Annotated in this window: 18 protein-coding genes; 4 read left to right on the forward strand and 14 right to left on the reverse strand. The window is 73.0% G+C overall.

The genetic code is table 11. The annotated features are described in order from the left end of the window. Positions 1 to 23 precede the first annotated feature (23 nt). A complete protein-coding gene (locus tag EDD33_RS10795; protein WP_123390769.1) occupies positions 24 to 398 on the reverse strand; it encodes a hypothetical protein in 375 nt (124 codons plus the stop codon). A 174-nt stretch (positions 399 to 572) separates the two neighbouring features. Further along, entirely contained in the window at positions 573 to 1,337 is a 765-nt protein-coding gene (locus EDD33_RS10800; RefSeq protein ID WP_246003468.1) for a CDP-alcohol phosphatidyltransferase family protein, read from the reverse strand. 100 nt (positions 1,338 to 1,437) lie between these two features. Here EDD33_RS10800 and EDD33_RS10805 point away from each other — a divergent pair, with 100 nt between their 5' ends. Together EDD33_RS10805 and EDD33_RS10810 are read left to right on the forward strand one after the other, a co-directional pair. Next, complete coding sequence (locus EDD33_RS10805) at positions 1,438 to 1,884, forward strand: GtrA family protein (RefSeq protein WP_123390771.1); 447 nt, start codon at positions 1,438 to 1,440, stop codon at positions 1,882 to 1,884. A gap of 37 nt (positions 1,885 to 1,921) precedes the next feature. Further along, a complete protein-coding gene (locus EDD33_RS10810; protein WP_123390773.1) occupies positions 1,922 to 2,599 on the forward strand; it encodes a TetR/AcrR family transcriptional regulator in 678 nt (225 codons plus the stop codon). Positions 2,600 to 2,654: 55 nt separating this feature from the next. Here the strand turns inward: EDD33_RS10810 and EDD33_RS10815 are convergent, their stop codons facing one another. Then, entirely contained in the window at positions 2,655 to 3,935 is a 1,281-nt protein-coding gene (locus tag EDD33_RS10815; RefSeq protein WP_123390774.1) for an acetyl-CoA C-acetyltransferase, read from the reverse strand. 165 nt (positions 3,936 to 4,100) lie between these two features. On the opposite strand from EDD33_RS10815, the gene EDD33_RS10820 reads away from it, so the two are divergent. Then, the gene (locus tag EDD33_RS10820) at positions 4,101 to 5,438 is read left to right on the forward strand and encodes a 3-oxoacyl-ACP reductase (protein WP_123390776.1); all 1,338 of its coding nucleotides are present in this window, start codon (positions 4,101 to 4,103) and stop codon (positions 5,436 to 5,438) included. Then, positions 5,438 to 6,313, forward strand: coding sequence for a MaoC family dehydratase (locus EDD33_RS10825; protein ID WP_211332513.1), 876 nt, complete (start codon positions 5,438 to 5,440; stop codon positions 6,311 to 6,313). Before EDD33_RS10820 ends, EDD33_RS10825 begins: the two co-directional genes overlap by 1 nt. Here EDD33_RS10825 and EDD33_RS10830 read toward each other — a convergent pair whose 3' ends face one another. The 11 genes from EDD33_RS10830 to EDD33_RS10880 form a co-directional block, all read right to left on the reverse strand. Next, positions 6,314 to 7,621 (reverse strand): M23 family metallopeptidase, encoded by a 1,308-nt coding sequence (locus EDD33_RS10830; RefSeq protein ID WP_170169785.1) that lies wholly within the window; start codon positions 7,619 to 7,621, stop codon positions 6,314 to 6,316. A 105-nt stretch (positions 7,622 to 7,726) separates the two neighbouring features. Next, the gene (locus tag EDD33_RS10835; protein ID WP_123390780.1) at positions 7,727 to 8,587 is read right to left on the reverse strand and encodes an acyl-CoA thioesterase; all 861 of its coding nucleotides are present in this window, start codon (positions 8,585 to 8,587) and stop codon (positions 7,727 to 7,729) included. Positions 8,588 to 8,589: 2 nt separating this feature from the next. After that, positions 8,590 to 9,498 carry a proteasome assembly chaperone family protein gene (locus tag EDD33_RS10840; RefSeq protein WP_123390782.1) on the reverse strand — a complete coding sequence of 303 codons (909 nt, stop codon included), beginning with the start codon at positions 9,496 to 9,498 and terminating at the stop codon, positions 8,590 to 8,592. A 54-nt stretch (positions 9,499 to 9,552) separates the two neighbouring features. Beyond that, positions 9,553 to 11,067, reverse strand: a complete 1,515-nt coding sequence (locus EDD33_RS10845) for an amino acid permease (protein ID WP_123390784.1) — start codon at positions 11,065 to 11,067, stop codon at positions 9,553 to 9,555. 43 nt (positions 11,068 to 11,110) lie between these two features. Further along, positions 11,111 to 12,400 carry a gluzincin family metallopeptidase gene (locus tag EDD33_RS10850; protein ID WP_148077055.1) on the reverse strand — a complete coding sequence of 430 codons (1,290 nt, stop codon included), beginning with the start codon at positions 12,398 to 12,400 and terminating at the stop codon, positions 11,111 to 11,113. A 31-nt stretch (positions 12,401 to 12,431) separates the two neighbouring features. Next, positions 12,432 to 14,378, reverse strand: coding sequence for a 1-deoxy-D-xylulose-5-phosphate synthase (gene dxs / locus EDD33_RS10855; protein ID WP_123390787.1), 1,947 nt, complete (start codon positions 14,376 to 14,378; stop codon positions 12,432 to 12,434). 56 nt (positions 14,379 to 14,434) lie between these two features. Then, positions 14,435 to 15,406 (reverse strand): SMP-30/gluconolactonase/LRE family protein, encoded by a 972-nt coding sequence (locus tag EDD33_RS10860; protein WP_123390789.1) that lies wholly within the window; start codon positions 15,404 to 15,406, stop codon positions 14,435 to 14,437. A gap of 71 nt (positions 15,407 to 15,477) precedes the next feature. Next, positions 15,478 to 15,849, reverse strand: coding sequence for a hypothetical protein (locus EDD33_RS10865; protein WP_123390790.1), 372 nt, complete (start codon positions 15,847 to 15,849; stop codon positions 15,478 to 15,480). 53 nt (positions 15,850 to 15,902) lie between these two features. Then, positions 15,903 to 16,409 carry an XdhC family protein gene (locus EDD33_RS10870; protein ID WP_123390792.1) on the reverse strand — a complete coding sequence of 169 codons (507 nt, stop codon included), beginning with the start codon at positions 16,407 to 16,409 and terminating at the stop codon, positions 15,903 to 15,905. A gap of 4 nt (positions 16,410 to 16,413) precedes the next feature. Beyond that, entirely contained in the window at positions 16,414 to 16,818 is a 405-nt protein-coding gene (locus tag EDD33_RS10875) for a YjbQ family protein (RefSeq protein ID WP_123390794.1), read from the reverse strand. Continuing rightward, a complete protein-coding gene (locus EDD33_RS10880; RefSeq protein ID WP_123390796.1) occupies positions 16,815 to 17,129 on the reverse strand; it encodes a thiamine-binding protein in 315 nt (104 codons plus the stop codon). The genes EDD33_RS10875 and EDD33_RS10880 overlap by 4 nt, the downstream gene beginning before the upstream one ends. Positions 17,130 to 17,216 lie beyond the last annotated feature (87 nt).

The raw sequence follows: 17,216 nt of genomic DNA on the forward strand, positions 1-17,216 counted from the left end.
GACGGTCCCGGGCTGTCGCGGGGTCAGTGCTGGTAGGTCACCCGGTAGCCGTCACCGAGCTCGTCCTGCAGCCGTTGCCGGAGCGACTCGCCGAGCTCCCGGAGCGTCCGGTCCTCCGCCCTGGTCCGACGCCGCGTAGCAGGGCGGAGCCCCAGGAGCGTGTACCGGAGGCTGACCAGCTGCTGCATGACCGGGACACCGTCCCAGCGGTCGTCGAAGACCTCCGCGGGCACCGCCGCCTCCCACCGGTCGGCGAAGGCCGAGAGGTCAGCCAACAGCCCGTCGCTCAGGTCTAGCCCCTCACCGTCGGTGCCGCCGAGCTCGTCCCACAGCGGCGGGTCGCACCCGAACTCGTTCATCAACCGGAGGTGGACCCGCCCTGCGTCGCTCCCGCTCATGGCCGGAGTCTGGCACCCGGCGGCGGGCTGGGCCGAGCCCTTTCATTGCACCCCGGACCCGTTGCTGGAACGCTCCAGCAACGCCCCCGTTGGTGGAACGACCGTTCCAGCAACGCGCCCGTTGTCGGCACGTTCCAGCAACGCCGACGTGGTCCGGCGGCGACGAGGGGCGCGTCAGGCGCCGACCGTCGCCGAGGCCGCCACCGAGCGGCGGCGCTGCAGCGTCAGGTAGATGCTCAGCACGACGTAGTAGGCGACGTAGACGAGCGAGACCGCGAGCCAGATCGGCGAGGGATCGGGGAGCTGGGCCAGCAGGACGGCGTAGGCCACCAGCCAGATCGTGGTGAGGAGCAGCGTCAGGGCCTGGAGGGTGCCGGTGCGGGAGGGGTAGACGTAGCCGACGGGCACGAACACCAGCACCGTGCAGACCAGGATGAGCACGGTCACGGCGGTGAGGCCGAGGTCCATGACGACGACGTAGAAGGCCAGGATGTTCCAGTAGCTGGGGAAGCCGGTGAACAGGTGGTCCTCGGTCTTGGCGTCGGTGCGGCAGAACTGGAAGGCCGAGGCCACCAGCGGCACGATCGCCAGGACCTGGGCCCAGGGGCCGGCGCCGAGATAGCCCGCGCTCCAGAGCAGCACCATCGGGGTGAAGGCGTAGGTCAGGTAGTCGACGATGTTGTCGAGCAGGGCGCCGTCGAACCACGGCACCACCTCCTTGACCCGCACGTGGCGCGCCAGCATGCCGTCGGTGCCGTCGATGACCATCGCGACCAGGCCCAGCCACAGCGCGCGGACGGTGTCGCCCTCGATCACCGCGATGACGGTCAGCAGCGCGAAGGCGACGCCCGACATCGTGTAGACGTGCACGGACCAGGCCGCGGCGACCGCGCCGGGTCCCGGACGCGCCGCGTGATGGTCGTGCTGCGTGGCGTTCACACGTCTCCTCGGTCGGCCCTGATGGCGCCCGAGGGTATCGCGGGCCCCGGGCCGTGCACCGGACACACCCGCCCGCGGGTCGGTCACTACGCTCCTCCGGGTGGACGACGGGTCGAGGCAGCAGCGACGCCACCCGCTCGTGCAGCTGGTGGTGTTCGCCTGCGTCGGCGGCGCCTTCAACGTCCTGTACGCCGGCCTCTACCTGCTGCTGCGCCAGGTCTGGGAGGCGCAACCGGCCAACGCGGTCGCGCTGGTGCTCTCCACGCTGGCCGGCACGTGGGGCCACCGGCGGATCAGCTTCGGGGTCCGCGACCCCGCCCACGCCGTGCGCCACCAGGCGCTCGGGCTGGCATTGCTCGGGTTCAGCCTCGCGGTGACCGCAGGTTCCCTGGCGCTGCTGGAGGCACTGGTGGACGAGCCGTCGCAGACGGCCGAGGCGGCGGTGCTGGTGGCGGCCAACCTCGGCTGCGGACTGGTGCGGTTCGTGACCTTCCGGGTGGCGATGCTCCCCCGCGACGTACGCCGGCGACGCGCTGCCGCTGCGTGAACAGCTGTGTAAACAACAGTTGCACTACCATCGCCGGATGACCACCTCCCGCACCTCGACGCGGCAGCCGGCTGCTGCGCGGCGCCGGGCCCGCGAGCGGGAGATCCTGGCCGCCACGCGCGAGCTCTTCGACGAGTCCGGCGTCCGTGACGCCCAGATCGAGGACATCGCCCGGGCGGTCGGGGTCAACCGGGCGATCATCTACCGCCACTTCAGCGGCAAGGAGGAGCTCTTCGCGCTCACCCTGGTCAGCTACCTCGAGGACCTCGAGGCCCGCCTGCGCGAGGCGGTCGAGGCCCGGAGCACGGCCGAGACCCGGCTGGTCGCGGCGGTCGAGGCGTTCGTCGACTTCGGGGTCGAGTTCCCCGCCTTCGTGGACTGCGCGCAGACGCTGATGCGTCGCCGCGGGCCGGAGCTGCTCGAGGAGATCAGCGAGAGCGCACTGTTCCGGCTCGGCCGGGGCATCTCCTCGTGCCTGTCGGTGCTGCGCGAGGTGCTCGCCGAGGGCACCGCGTCGGGCGCGTTCGCGGTCGAGGACCCGACGCTGCTCGCCAACCACATGTACGCCAGCGGCCTCGGCGCCCTGCAGCTCGCACGGGTCGGGATGCTGGTGCGCGAGTCCGCCCCCGGGGTGCCCGCCATCGCCCCGGTCTCGACCGACGACGTCAAGGCCTACGTCGTGGCCACCGCACAGGCACTCGCCGCCCGCCCCTGACGGGACGGACGGCGAGGACGCTGCTGCGGAGCGGGAACATCGGTCCCCGCGGGCCCTACTTCTCCAGGATGGCGGTGACGCCCTGGCCGCCCGCGGCGCAGATCGAGATCAGGCCGCGGCCCGAGCCCTTCTGGTGCAGCAGCTTGGCCAGGTTGGCCACGATCCGGCCGCCGGTCGCGGCGAACGGGTGGCCCGCGGCGAGCGAGGAGCCGTTGACGTTCAGCTTGGCGCGGTCGATGGAGCCCAGCGGGGCGTCCAGGCCGAGACGCTCCTTGCAGAACACCGGGTCCTCCCACGCCTTGAGGGTGGAGAGCACCTGCGAGGCGAACGCCTCGTGGACCTCGTAGAAGTCGAAGTCCTGCAGGGTCAGGCCGTTGCGCTCGAGCAGCCGCGGCACGGCGTACGCCGGGGCCATGAGCAGGCCCTCGCCGCCGTGCACGAAGTCGACGGCCGCGGTCTCGGCGTCGACGAAGTACGCCTGCACGGTCAGGCCGTGCTCGGCGGCCCACTCCTCGGTGCCGAGCAGCACCGCGGAGGCGCCGTCGGTGAGCGGGGTGGAGTTGGCGGCCGTCATCGTGGCCGCCTCCCCCTTGCCGAAGACCGGCTTGAGCTTCGCGAGCTTCTCCAGCGAGGAGTCGGGACGCAGGTTCTGGTCGCGCTCGAGGCCGTTGAAGGGGGTGATCAGGTCGTCCTGGAAGCCCGAGTCGTAGGACGCCGCGAGCCGGTGGTGCGAGGTGGCCGCGAGCTCGTCCTGCGACTCGCGGGTGACCTGCCACTCCAGCGCGGTCAGGGCGGCGTGCTCGCCCATCGACAGCCGGGTCCGGGGCTCGCCGTTCTGCGGGACCTCGATGCCGATGTCACCGGGACGGATGGCGCCGAGCGCCTTGACGCGACCGACGTTGTCCTTCTGCTGGTTGACCTTGATCAGCTTCTTGCGCAGCTTCTCCGAGATCGCGATCGGGGCGTCGGAGGTGGTGTCGGTGCCGCCGGCGATGCCGGAGTCGATCTGGCCCAGGGCGATCTTGTTGGCGACGTAGATCGCGGCCTGGAGCCCGGTGCCGCAGGCCTGCTGGAGGTCGTCGGCGGCGGTCTCGGGGGCCAGCCGCGAGCCGAGCACCGACTCCCGGGTGAGGTTGAAGTCGCGGCTGTGCTTGAGCACGGCTCCGGCGACCACCTCGCCCAGGCGCTGGCCCTGCAGGCCGTAGCGCGTGACCAGACCGTCAATGGCCGCGGTCAGCATCTCCTGGTTGGAGGCCGAGGCGTAGACCGAGTTCGAGCGGGCGAAGGGGATCCGGTTGCCGCCGAGAACGGCGACGCGGCGCGTCTGGGACTGCATCAGGTGTGCTCCTAGGTCGAGGCGAACGCCTTCATCCTGCCCTCCCGGTGAGTCAGGATGAACGTCGTGAGTGCCACGTCACGAAAAGTGGACGGCGAGTTACACCCGTCGTTACATTTGTGCCGTACTGACGAGTAGTAAGCCCTCCCACCCTAGAGGATCGTGATGTCGGACCGGTACCAGTTCTTCACCTCCACCCCCATCGGCAAGCTGGTCGTCAAGAACCTCGGCCTGCCCGCCCCCACCCCGCTCGAGCGGTGGAGCGAAGGTGCGCCCCTGGTGGACGGCACCGTCGTCACCGGCGGGGAGGGCCGGCTGTCCAAGGCCCTCGTCGTGGCCCTGGACGACCTGGGCATCACCAACGTCGGCGTGAGCGCGGAGGGTCAGCGCTACAAGGGTCTGGTCTTCGACGCCACCGGCCTCACCTCGGCCGACCAGCTGGTCGCGCTGCAGCAGTTCTTCACCCCGCTGATGCGCAGCCTCACCAGCTGCGCCCGCGTCGTGGTGCTCGGCACCGTCCCGGACCAGACCTCCGGCGCCGGCGAGCGGATCGCCCAGCGCGCGCTCGAGGGCTTCACCCGCTCGCTCGGCAAGGAGATCGGCAAGGGCAGCACCGTCAACCTGGTCTACGTCGCCCCGGGTGCGGAGCAGGCGCTGGAGTCGACGCTGGCCTTCTTCCTCTCCCCCAAGAGCGCCTACGTCTCGGGCCAGGTCGTCCGGATCGGCGCGACGGGTGCCGTCGAGGCCGAGCCCGTCGCCGACCAGGCCCGGCCGCTGGCCGGCCAGGTCGCGATCGTGACCGGCGCCTCGCGCGGCATCGGCGAGCAGATCGCCCGGGTGCTGCACCGCGACGGCGCGAAGGTCCTCGGCATCGACGTGCCCCAGGCGGCGAGCGAGCTGCAGGGCGTGATGCGCGAGATCGACGGCGACCACCTCGTCCTCGACATCACCGCCAAGGACGCGCCGCAGCGCATCGCCCAGCACGTCAAGAACACCTACGGCCAGGTCAACGGCGTGGTGCACAACGCCGGCATCACGCGCGACAAGAAGCTGGCCAACATGGCCGAGGACCGCTGGTCCTCGGTGATCGCGGTCAACCTCACCGCACCCGAGCGGATCTCGCGCGAGCTGCTCGAGCAGGGCCTGGTGGCGGCCAACGGCCGCATCGTCGGGGTCTCCTCGATCGCCGGCATCGCGGGCAACGTGGGCCAGACCAACTACGCCGCCTCCAAGGCCGGCGTGATCGGCCTGGTCGACAGCCTCGCCCCCGAGCTCGAGGGCGGCATCACCGTCAACGCCGTCGCCCCCGGCTTCATCGTCACCCAGATGACCGCGGCCGTGCCGTTCGCGACCCGCGAGGTCGGTCAGCGCATGAACGCGATGTCGCAGGGCGGGCTGCCGGTCGACGTCGCCGAGGCGATCGCGTGGTACCTCTCCCCCGGCTCGACGGGCGTCAACGGCAACGTCGTGCGCGTCTGCGGCCAGATGATGCTGGGCGCCTGATGACGGACCGGACGATCCAGGGCCAGCCCGGCGGGCTCGGCACCATGCTCAAGGCGGCACTGCCGGTGCTGCCCGGGGTCAACCTGGTGCCCGGCGTGGCCAAGAAGGGCGGCGCGCTGCCGGACCTGCGGCTGCACCGGCGCGACGTGGCCGTCGACCCCGCGCACGTGGCGGCGTACGCCCGGGTCTGCGGGTTCGAGCCGCGCCAGGCGCTGCCGTTCACCTACCCGCACATGCTGGCCTTCGGCCTGCACATGGGGATCATGACCGACGCCTCGTTCCCGTTCCCCGCGATCGGCACCGTGCACCTGGGCAACCGGATCACCGCCCACCGGCCGCTGGCACCGACCGAGCGGCTCGACGTCGACGCCGAGGCCCGCGACCTGCGGCCCCACCCCAAGGGCCGCGTCTTCGACCTGGTCACCACCGTCAGCTCCGGCGGCGAGGTGGTCTGGGACTCGACCTCGACCTACCTGCGCGTCGGCCGCGGTGACGACACGGCGAGGCCCACGGGCGAGCCGTTCGACGTGGTGCGCGGCACCGGCCTGGTCTGGAGGCTCCCCGGTGACCTGGGCCGTCGGTACGCCGCGGTCTCGGGCGACCACAACCCGATCCACCTCTACCCGCTGACGGCCAAGGCCTTCGGGTTCAAGCGCCAGATCGCCCACGGCATGTGGACCAAGGCGCGCTGCGTCGCGGCCTTCGCCAACCGGCTGGGTGACGCCGGCACGGTCGAGGTGGAGTTCAAGAAGCCGGTCTTCCTGCCCGGCACGGTCGCCTTCGGCTCGCGCACCGTCGACGGGGGGCTCGACTTCTCCCTCACCGACCCGCGCAGCGACAAGCCGCACCTGGTCGGCCGGGCCCGCCGCGGCTGATCAGCCGCGGGCCAGCCCGTACCTTGACGCCCGGGTGACGAAGCCCGCGCCCTCCGGCACGCGCTGGTGGAAGGTCCGGGTGCTGGGTCGCCAGGTGCCGAGGTCGTCGGTGCCGTCCCCGTCCCAGTCGCCGACGACCGGGACGTCACCGGGGGCACCGAAGGTGACCGTGCGGGTGACGTACGACGAGCCGCTGGGCACCCGCAGGCGCCAGGTCGCGGTGCTGGACCGGAAGGCCCCCACGTCGCTCGCGCGGTTGCCGTTCCAGTCGCCCACGACCGGCTGCTCACCGGTGGTGCCCCACACGACGCTGCGCACCGAGAGGTCGGCGGCGCGGAGGTAGAAGGTGCGGTTGGACCAGCGGTACCAGCCCAGCTCGGCCAGCCGGTTGCCGTCCCAGTCGCCCGCGAGCGGCACGTCGGTCGCGCCGCCCGCCGTGACGGTGGCCGTCGCTCCCGTGCCGCCGCGCAGCTTCCAGGTCGACGAGCCGAGCCCCTTGGTCGCGACCTGGCTGATCCCGTCACCGTTGAAGTCGGCGGCCAGCGGGGTGTCGCCCGCCCGGCCCCAGTCGACGACCTGCCGCGTCGGCAGGGTCCGCAGGTAGAAGCGGCCGGTGGTCGCACCGGGTCGCCAGACGGCCATGTCGTCGCGACCGTCGCCGTCGAAGTCGCCGGCGAGCGGCCGGTCACCACAGCTCTTCGAGGCGCTGGTCGACCCGAAGGCGAACAGGGTGCGGGAGAACCACGGGTGGAAGTAGCCCCCGTCGCGCCGCTCCTCGAAGTGCAGGTGCGGGCCGGTCGAGCCGCCGCTGGTGCCGACGTAGCCGATCAGGTCGCCCTGGTCGACCACCTGGCCGACGGTGGCCGCGATGGAGTTGAGGTGGGCGTAGAGCGTGGTGTAGCCGCCCCCGTGGTCGACGACGACGTAGCGGCCGTAGCTCGTGGTGAGCGACCGGGTCAGGGTGACCACCCCGGGCGCCGACGCGAGCGCGGGCTTGCCGAGGTCGTCGGGGGTGTTGAAGTCGACCGTCCACGAGCTCGGCGAGTGCGAGGAGCGGGTGCCGCCGGTCCAGGTCTGGCCGCACGGGAACGGCATCTCGAAGTCGGGCCCGCTCGAGGGCGACGCGCTGACCGTGCGCGCCGAGCTCGGCCCCATCCGGCCCTCGCCGTGGGCGCGGGCGTCGGTGGCGCCGTCGGCTCCGACCGCGGCCGGGGTGGCGGCGAGGCCGCTCCCCAGCGCCAGGGCCGTCACCAGGCCGAGGCCCAGGAGGCGACGGGCAGCCTGACGGCTACGTCGGGGGTCTGACATCGGGAACCACATCCGTCACTCGAGCCGCATGGAGGCCCAGAAAGTAACTCACGTCACGGCGTGTCGTCTTGCCTGTGACCGAATTGATGTCATTCAACAACGACGTCAGTCGCGGCGGAGGCGGATCAGGCCTTCCTGTGCCACCGAGGCGACGAGGGTGCCGTCCTCGGTGAACACCCGCGCGGTGGCCAGTCCGCGGCCCCCGGACGCCGACGGCGAGACCTGGTCGTAGAGCCACCAGCGGTCCGCCCGGAACGGCCGGTGGAACCAGATGCTGTGGTCCAGCGAGGCCGCCTGCATCCCCGGGCTGGCGATCTGGAGGTCGTGCGGGACGAGCGAGGCGGCGAGCAGGGTCAGGTCGCTGGCGTAGGTGAACGCGACCACCTGCGTCAGCGGGTCGTCGGGCAGCTCGCCGCTGGTGCGGATCCACAGCCGGGACCGGGCCGCGACGTCACCGGCCTCGACGCTCCCGCCGGAGCGGGAGTCGCCGGCGTGGCGGATCTCCAGGGCGTCCCACTCGCGCTTCCAGTGGTCGGCGATCTTCTCCGAGCCGGGGGTGGCCTCGAGCAGCGTCGGGCAGTCCTCGGGCCGCGGCACCACCGGCGCCGGGTCCTGGTGGTCCAGTCCCTCCTCGGGGATCTGGTAGTTGGCCGTCATCGCGAAGATCGGCCGACCGTGCTGGCGGGCGAGGATCCGCCGGGTGGCGAAGCTGCGGCCCTCGCGCAGCGTGTCGACGTCGTAGACGATCGGGACGGAGGTGTCGCCCGGGCGCAGGAAGTAGGAGTGCAGGCTGTGCACGACGTACTGCTCGGGCACGGTGCGCGTCGAGGCGGCCAGCGCCTGCGCGGCGACCTGGCCGCCGAAGACGCGCTGCAGCCCGGTGCTGGGCTGCTGCCCACGGAACAGGTTGTCCTCGATGGCCTCGAGCTCCAGGAGCTCGACGAGCTCCTCCACCGAACGTGGCACGGCTAGTCCTCCGGGTCCTCGAGGCGGGCGAGGAACTGCTCGAACTGCTCGCCGAGCTCCTCGCCGCTGGGCAGGGGCTGGTCCTCGGCCAGCAGGTTGGCCGAGGCGGTGTGGAACGCGTCGTACTGCTGCTCCAGGCCGGTGACCACCTCGCGGACCTCGTCGGAGTCGGCGATCTGGGTGGCCAGCTCGACCTGCCGGGCCTCGCCGGCCAGGCGCAGCGGCTCGCTGTCCCACTGCAGGCCGGTGACGTCCTCGACGCCCTCGAGCAGCGCGAGCGAGGCCTGCGGGTAGGGGAACTGCGCGACGTAGTGGGGGATGTGGGCGACGAAGCCCATGGCGTCGTGGCCCCACTCCCCCAGCCGCAGCTCGAGCAGCGACTGGGCGCTGGCCGGCACCCGGATCTCGCCCTTCCAGACGTTCTCCTGCACCAGCAGCCGCGACGAGGTCGCGTGGTTGGTCAGCTGCACCGGGCGGGTGTGCGGCACCGCCATCGGCACCGAGCCCAGCGAGACCACCAGGCGTACGTCGAAGTGCTGCACCACCAGCCGCACCGCGCGGGCGAAGCCCTCCCAGCGGGTGTCGGGCTCGGGCCCGCTCAGCAGCAGGTACGGCGCACCGAGCTCGTCCTCGAGCAGCCGCACCACCAGGCGCGGGGCGACGTAGTCGGAGTAGTGGTCCTCGGAGAACGTCATCGGGGGCCGACGGGCCCGGTAGTCGTAGAGCTCGTCGACCTCGAAGCTGGCCACGACGCGACCGCGGTCCTCGCCGAGCAGGTGCTCGACCGCCGTCGCGGAGGCGTTGCCGGCGTCGAGGAACCCCTCGAGCGCCACGAGCAGCACGGGCCCGTCGCTGCGTCCCTCGAGCTCCGGGACCTCGTCGACGATGTGCACGAACCGTGCGTCGCTCACCCTGTGCTCCTCGTCGCGCCTCGCCGTGCGTCCTCGCCGTGCCGGACCACCAGCCTAGTGCGCGCGGTCGGCCGTCCCGCGGGCCGCCTCGTCACCCGCCCGCTGGGCGAGGCCCACCCGGCTGTGGCGGTAGCCGTAGAGGAAGTAGACCGCGAAGCCGAGTGCCATCCAGACCACGAACCGCAGCCAGGTCTCGATGGAGAGGTTGAGCGCGAGGTAGAGGCAGACCAGCGCGGCCAGGACCGGGAGCACCGGGCTGAACGGCACCTTGAACGAGCGCGGCAGGTCCGGGCGGGTGCGGCGCAGCACCGGCACCGCGAGCGAGACGAGCGCGAAGGCGGTCAGCGTGCCGATGTTGACCATCTCCTCGAGGTCGCCGATCGGCGTCACCGCCGCCACGACCGCCACGACGGCGCCGATCGTGACCGTGATCCGGATCGGGGTGCCGGTGCGGGGCGCGACCTTGGCGAAGCCGCGCGGCAGCAGCCCGTCGCGGCTCATCGCGAACAGCACCCGGATGGCGCCGATCATCAGCGTCATCACAACCGTGGTGAGACCGGCGACCGCGCCCGCGGAGATCAGCGTGGCGAAGCCCTGCCTGCCCACGTCGGTGAAGGCCGAGGCCAGCGCCGCCTCGGGGTTGATGCGGTCGTAGCGCACCATGCCGGTGATGACGAGCGCGACGGCGACGTAGAGGACCGTGCAGATCACCAGCGAGCCGATGATGCCGCGGGGCAGGTCCTTCTGCGGGTCGCGCGCCTCCTCGGCGGTGGTGGCGACGACGTCGAAGCCGATGTAGGCGAAGAACACGATCGAGGCGCCGGAGACGATGCCGAGCACGCCGTAGGTCTGCGCCTCGATCCCGAACATCCACTGCAGCAGCGGCTGGGTGATGCCGCTGGCCCCCGCCGACCCGGCGGACTCCGGCACGAACGGCACGTAGTTGGCGCCGTCGATGAAGAACAGCCCGGCGACGATGACGAAGAGGACCACGAACAGCTTCAGCCCGACCAGCACCAGGTTGACCCGCAGCGACTCCTTGATGCCGAAGGCGACCAGCGCGGTGAGCACGGCGACCAGTAGGAACGCGGCGAGGTCGACGTGGCCCCAGCCGGCGCCGGAGGCCGGGCCGATGGCCTCGGGCCACCCCAGGCCGATCGCGTCGAGCAGGCTGACGAAGTACTGGCTCCACCCCTGCGCGACCACGCTCGCCCCGAGCATCAGCTCCAGGATCAGGTCCCAGCCGATGATCCAGGCCACCAGCTCGCCCAGCGTCGCGTAGGAGAAGGTGTACGCCGACCCGCTGACCGGCAGCGTCGAGGCGAACTCGGCATAGCACAGCGCCGCCAGCCCGCAGCAGATCGCGGCGATCACGAACGAGAAGACGATGGCCGGTCCGGCGTACTCCGCGGCGGCACGGCCGGTGAGCGTGAAGATGCCGGCGCCGATGATGACGCCGATGCCGAACACGGTGAGGTCGAGCGCGCTGAGGCTGCGCTTGAGCTTGAACTCGGGGTCCTGGGTGTCCTCGAGCGACTGCTCGACGGACTTGGTGCGCGAGAGGTTCACGAGGAGCCAACCTACGCCGCGCCGACCGGCGGCCGCCCGTGGCTCACCCGTAGAGGTTGCGGATGCGGGCAGCCGCCCGCCGGGCCAGCTCGGCGGCGTCCATGCCGACCACCCGCCGCAGCACGGCGTCCTGCTCGTCGTCGGTGGTGCCGCGGCCCGCGTCGTGCATCGCCTCCACCAGCCGCCACAGCACCTCCTCGCCCTGGGCGGCGGCGAGGTAGTCGCAGGCCATCCAGCTCAGCGCGTAGTGCCACTCCTGCTCGGGGCCGTTGAACTCGCGCGAGGCGGGCAGCGCGGCGTCGGCGCTCCGGGCCCGGTCGACCGCGCTGGTGGGGATGATGCGCTGGTCGATCGGGATGGTGCGCGCCCCGACGTACTCCGCCAGGCCCTCGGAGAGCCACACCGGCGCCCCGTCGTCGCGGGTGCCGAGGGCGACGTGGGTCAGCTCGTGGCGCACGATCCGGCCCAGGAACGGCTGGCCGGCCGCGACGGAGCCCTCGAGCACGAGCATCCGGGTCGAGGCCACGGGCGAGACCGTCGGCTGGGAGTACGTCGGGAAGGTCATCGCCCCGAGCAGGTCGATCGAGCCGCCGGGGACGTCGGTGAAGGAGTCGAGCACCGCGGCGTCGCGCACGTGGTAGACGACCACCTGGCCGGGCCACGTGAACGGCACCGTCGCGTCGACCTCGCCGATCCCCCGGCTGACCGCCCCCATCACCGTGGGGGCGACGTCAACGGTGCTGGTGTCGAAGACGCCGAGCACGCCGGGCCGCTCGCGCACCCGGATCGAGGTGAGGTCCCACGGGGCGGGCGCGCCGTCGAACAGCGGCCGGCCGGTGCCGTCGCGGTCGGAGACGATGCGGGCGCGGTCGCCTCGCCAGGCGAAGACGAACCCGACGGTGCGGTCGACGGGGCGGGTGTCGAAGTCCTGCAGCTGCATCCGCAGCCGCACCTGCGGGACCTGCGCGTCGCGCCCCCAGCGGGGCAGCAGCCGCGCGTCCCAGTCACGGTCCTGGACGACGTACTCGAACCGCGCGAGCGGCAGCTGCACCAGGTTGCGGAAGTAGCGCGTCTGCCGCGCGACCAGCTCGGGGTCGCTGCGGTCGACCCGGCGCAGGAACAGGCCCAGGTCGCCCTCGCGCACCGCGCGCGCCCGCTGGTCGAGGATGCGCTGCTCCTGCGCGCGCTGCTGCTCCCGGGTGAGCGCCGGGTCCGAGGGTGCGGCCGGGGCGCCGACGACGTCCTGGGACGGCCCGTCGTCGGAGCAGGCCGTCAGCGGCAGCAGCAGGGCGAGGAGCACGGCCGCCACCCGGGCGCGGGACCGGCGTCGCACCTGCGCGTCCCGTCCCGTGCTCGGCGAGGGGTCAGTCGCGCGGACCGCGGCCCGCGGCCGGGTCGTGGAGGTCGGCGTCGCGGGTGGCGTGCTCCCCGTCGAGCGCGGTGACCTCCTCCACGATGCCTCGTGCGAGCGACTGGGCGGTGAGCCCGATCCGCTCGAGGATGACGTCGCGCTTGGCATGGTCGAGGAACTCCTGGGGGATGCCGTGCTGGCGGAACGGGGTCGGGACCCGCTCGTCGTTCAGCAGCTGCAGCAGCGTCGAGCCGCAGCCACCGACCCTGCCGTTGTCCTCCACGCAGACCACCAGGCGGTGCTCGCGGGCGAGCGGGACGATCGCAGGATCCCACGGCTTGACCCAGCGCGGGTCGACAACGGTGACGCCGATGCCCTGGTCGGCCAGCCGGGCGGCGACGTCGACGCCGACCGCCGCCATCGAGCCGACGCCGACGATGAGCACGTCGCGCGCGCCGTCACGGACCAGGACGTCCATCGACCCGACCCGGTCGACCGCCTCGAGGTCGGTCGCCGGCGGCGCACCCTTGGGCAGCCGCAGCACCGTGGGGGCGTCGTCGACCTCGACGCACTCGCGCAGCAGCTCGGCCACGCGGGCGCCGTCGCGGGGCGAGCACATCCGCAGCGACGGCACGACCTGGAGCACCGACATGTCCCACATGCCGTTGTGGCTGGCACCGTCGTCGCCGGTCACCCCGGCCCGGTCAAGGACGAAGGTGACGCCGCACCCGTGCAGCGCGACGTCCATCAGCACCTGGTCGAAGGCACGGTTGAGGAAGGTGGCGTAGATCGCGACGACAGGGTGGAAGCCACCCAGCGCGAGGCCGGCGGCGCTGGTCACCGCGTGCTGCTCGGCGATGCCCACGTCGAAGGTGCGCTCGGGGTACGCCGCGGCGAAGCGGTCGAGCCCGACGGGGTAGAGCATCGCGGCGGTGATGCCGACGACGTCGCTGCGGTCCGCGCCGAGCGCGACCATCTCCTCGGCGAAGTAGTCGGTCCAGATCCGGCCCTTGGGGGTGCCCACGCCGGTCTCGACGTCGAACGGCCCGATCTGGTGGAACTGGTCGGCCTCGTTGCGCTCCGCCGGGTCGTAGCCGAAGCCCTTGCGGGTGATGGCGTGCACGATCACCGGGCCGCCGAACCGCTTGGCCTGGGTCAGCGCGATCTCCATCGCGGCCCGGTCGTGGCCGTCGACCGGCCCGACGTACTTCAGGCCGAGGTCCTCGAAGAGGCCCTGCGGCGCGAGGGCGTCCTTCATGCCCTTCTTCATCGCGTGCAGCGCGTCGTAGACGGCCGGGCCGACCCCGCGGACGCCGTTGAGCTTGCGCTTGACCACGTCGAGGAGCTGCTCGTAGCGCGGGCTGGTGCGCAGCGCGGTCAGGTGGTTGGCCAGGCCGCCGACGGTCGGCATGTAGGAGCGACCGTTGTCGTTGACGATGATCACCAGTCGCTTGTCCGCACCGTGGCGGGGCGTCTCGGCGATGTTGTTGAGCGCCTCCCAGGCCATGCCGCCGGTCAGCGCGCCGTCGCCGATCACCGCGACCACGTGACGGTCCTCGCCGCGCAGGGCGTAGGCCTTGGCCAGCCCGTCGGCGTAGGACAGCGAGGTGGAGGCGTGGGAGTTCTCGACCACGTCGTGGGCCGACTCCTTGCTGCTCGGGTAGCCGCTGAGGCCGCCCTCCTGGCGCAGCGTGTCGAACGCGGGGGCGCGGCCCGTGAGCATCTTGTGGACGTAGGCCTGGTGGCCGGTGTCGAAGACGACGCGGTCGCGCGGCGACTCGAAGACGCGGTGCACCGCCATGGTGAGCTCGACCACGCCCAGGTTGGGGCCGAGGTGACCGCCGCGCGGGGCGCAGGTGCGGATCAGCTCGTCGCGGATCTCCGAGGCGAGCTCGTCGAGCTCGCGGTCGTCGAGGTCGTGGAGGTCGGCGGGGCCGGTGAGCTGCTGCAGGTGACCCATGGGCGGCGTGGCCTCCTTCGTGGTGCGGTCGGGCGGGGGTTCCGGACGCACCGAGTCTAGACGGGGGCGCCCGGGACGCGGCCCGTGGCGAGCTCGACCGTGGCGAGCGCGGCCTCCTCGAGGCTCGACAGCCACAGCCGGCCCTCGTGCTCGCGCACCCCGGTGACCATGTGGAAGTCGGTCGCGGGCAGGCGCAGGTCGTGCACCAGCGTGCCGTCGGGCCGGTAGGCCTGCACGTGGACGCTGCGCACCGGCCCGGGCAGCAGGGCCGGCGGCACGCGGCGGCCCAGGCGGCGCACGGCGGCCGGGGCGTGGGCACGCAGCCGCTCCAGCGCGGCCACCGGCGGGGAGGCGATGGTCACCCAGACCAGGCCGTCGCTGCCGGTGGACAGGTTGTCGGGATAGCCCGGGAGGTCGGCGGCGAACAGGTCGCGGGTCCCGGCGCGCGGCCCCGTCAGCCACAGCCGCACGACGGTCCGCGCACCCGACTCGGCGACGTGGACCGCCGACCCGTCGGGCGAGAGGGCGACCCCGTTGGCGAAGTCGAGACCGGTGAGGTGCTCCTCGACCGCGCCGTCGGGGGCCCGGCGCAGCAGCCGCCCGGTGCAGGTCGCCTCGAGGAGGTCGGCGCGCCACCGCGACAGCGGGTGGACGGCGCTGGAGTCGCTGAACCAGATCGACCCGTCGGCGGCCACGGCGGCGTTGTTGCACACCCGCAGCGGGCGGCCCGCCACCTCGGTCACCAGCACCTCGACCGCGCCGGTGCGGCGGTGCACGGTCAGCAGCCCGCGCTCGGCATCGGCGACGAGCAGCCGGTCCTCGTCCAGCAGCTCGATGCCGAGCGGCCGACCGCGGGTGTGGCCCACGCGCGTCACCGACCCGTCGGGCGCGACGCGCAGCAGGGCGCCGTCCTCGGTGCCGGTGATGCCGTGGCCCTGCTCGTCGACCACCACGTCCTCGGCACCGTGGCCGGGCACCGCGAGGCGGCGCAGCAGCGCGCGGCGGGCGGCGGGGGCGGGGGCGCTCATGCGGTCGCCCCCGGGCGGTCGAGGAGCAGGACGACGGCGAGGCGGGGCATGCGGCCCAGCCTAGGGACCACTCACAGCCGGGCCCGGAACCGCCGGCCGCGCAGCGCCTCCTCGACCAGGCCCACCGCTCGTCGTACGCCCAGCAGGCGCGCGCCCTCACGGTGCCAGGTCTGCACCGCGGCCTCGACCACGTCGGGCGGGGCGACGTCGCGCAGCCCGCCGCGGGCCTCGCTCAACCCGCGCTCGACGGCCTGGCGCGAGGCCTCCACGTGCAGCACGGCGAACCGCGCCAGCACCACCACGTGACGGCGCAGCGCGGGGTAGGAGCGGTACTCCGGCGGGCACAGGTCGAGCAGCCAGGCCGCGGCGGTCGCCTCCCAGTCGGGGGCGTCGGGCGGCCTCACCTCGGCCGGCCACCCCGGCGGGGTCACGAGCGACGTCATGGCTCCACCCTAGCCGGTCGTTCGAACACCTGTTCGAGCAGCCGGTGGCACCGTCAGCCTGGGCGGCCCTCGCGCATCGGCCCACCGCGGCGGCCGTGGGACTCGGCCACGATCTCGGCGACCACCGACAGGGCGATCTCCCCCGGTGCCCGGCCACCGGTGTCGAGGCCGGCCGGCACGTGCAGCTTGTCCAGCCCGGGTGCGCCCTCGGCCTCGAGCTCGGCGAGCAGCCCCTCGGCCCGTCGACGGCTGGCCATCATCGCGACGTACGACGCGGGCGAGGCCAGCGCCTCGCGCAGCACCCGGGGCGCGTCCGGCGCGTCGTGGTCGCACAGCACGACGGCGTCGCCCGCGGCGGGCGTCAGCGCGGCGACCGCCTCGGCCCCGCGGCCGTCGGCGTCCTCGTCGACCACCACGGCCTCGCGGCCGACCGCGGTGACGATGGCGGCGATCGCCTCGGAGACGGGGTTGCGGGTGAGCACCAGGACACGGCCGGGGCCGGCGCCGTCGTCGGTCCAGGACTGCTCGCGTCCGGGCGGGCGGGGCGTCGGGGTGCTCATGGCCTCACCCTGCCAGGAACGAGAACCGCACGGTGCGGACCGCGTTGTCCACGTTGAGGTCGACCAGGCAGACGCTCTGCCAGGTGCCCAGCGCCAGCCGGCCGCCGACGACCGGGAGGCTGGCGTACGGCGGCACCAGGGCCGGCATCACGTGCGACCGACCGTGGCCGGGCGTGCCGTGGCGGTGCCGCCAGCGGTCGTCGGCCGGCAGCAGGTCGGCCAGTGCGGCCAGCAGGTCGTCGTCGGACCCGGCGCCGGTCTCGAGCACGGCGAGCCCGGCGGTGGCGTGCGGCACGAACAGGTGCAGCAGTCCGTCGCCCTCGCCCGCGACGAAGTCCACGCAGTCGTCGGTCAGGTCGAGCACCACGTCGGTGTCGCCGGTGCGGTAGGTGCGTTCCTCGGACCTCATCGCAGCCGCTCCTCCACCCGCTCGACCTTGGCGGTGAGCTGGCCGTCCCATCCCGGTCGCACGTCGGCCTTGAGCACGAGCCCGACGCGGGGGTAGCGCTCGCCGACGACCTCGACGGCGCGCTTGACCACGGCCATCACCTCGTCCCACTCGCCCTCGATGTTGGTGAACATCGCGTTGAGCTCGTGCGGGAGGCCGGAGTCGCGGACCACCTGCAGGGCGGCGGCGACGGCGTCGCTGACGCCGCCGTCGGGGGCCGGGCTGCCCGCGAGGGGCGTGCCGGAGGGACTGATGCTGATGGCGACGAGCATGCCCCCACTGTGGCACCCCGCTCCTGCCCCTCGGGCGACGAGGTTGCCACGGGAGGGACGCCTCAGGGCACCATGTCCCCCACGGCA

It is taken from the genome of Nocardioides aurantiacus (assembly GCF_003752505.1).
In the GTDB taxonomy this organism is placed as follows: Bacteria; Actinomycetota; Actinomycetes; order Propionibacteriales; family Nocardioidaceae; genus Marmoricola; species Marmoricola aurantiacus.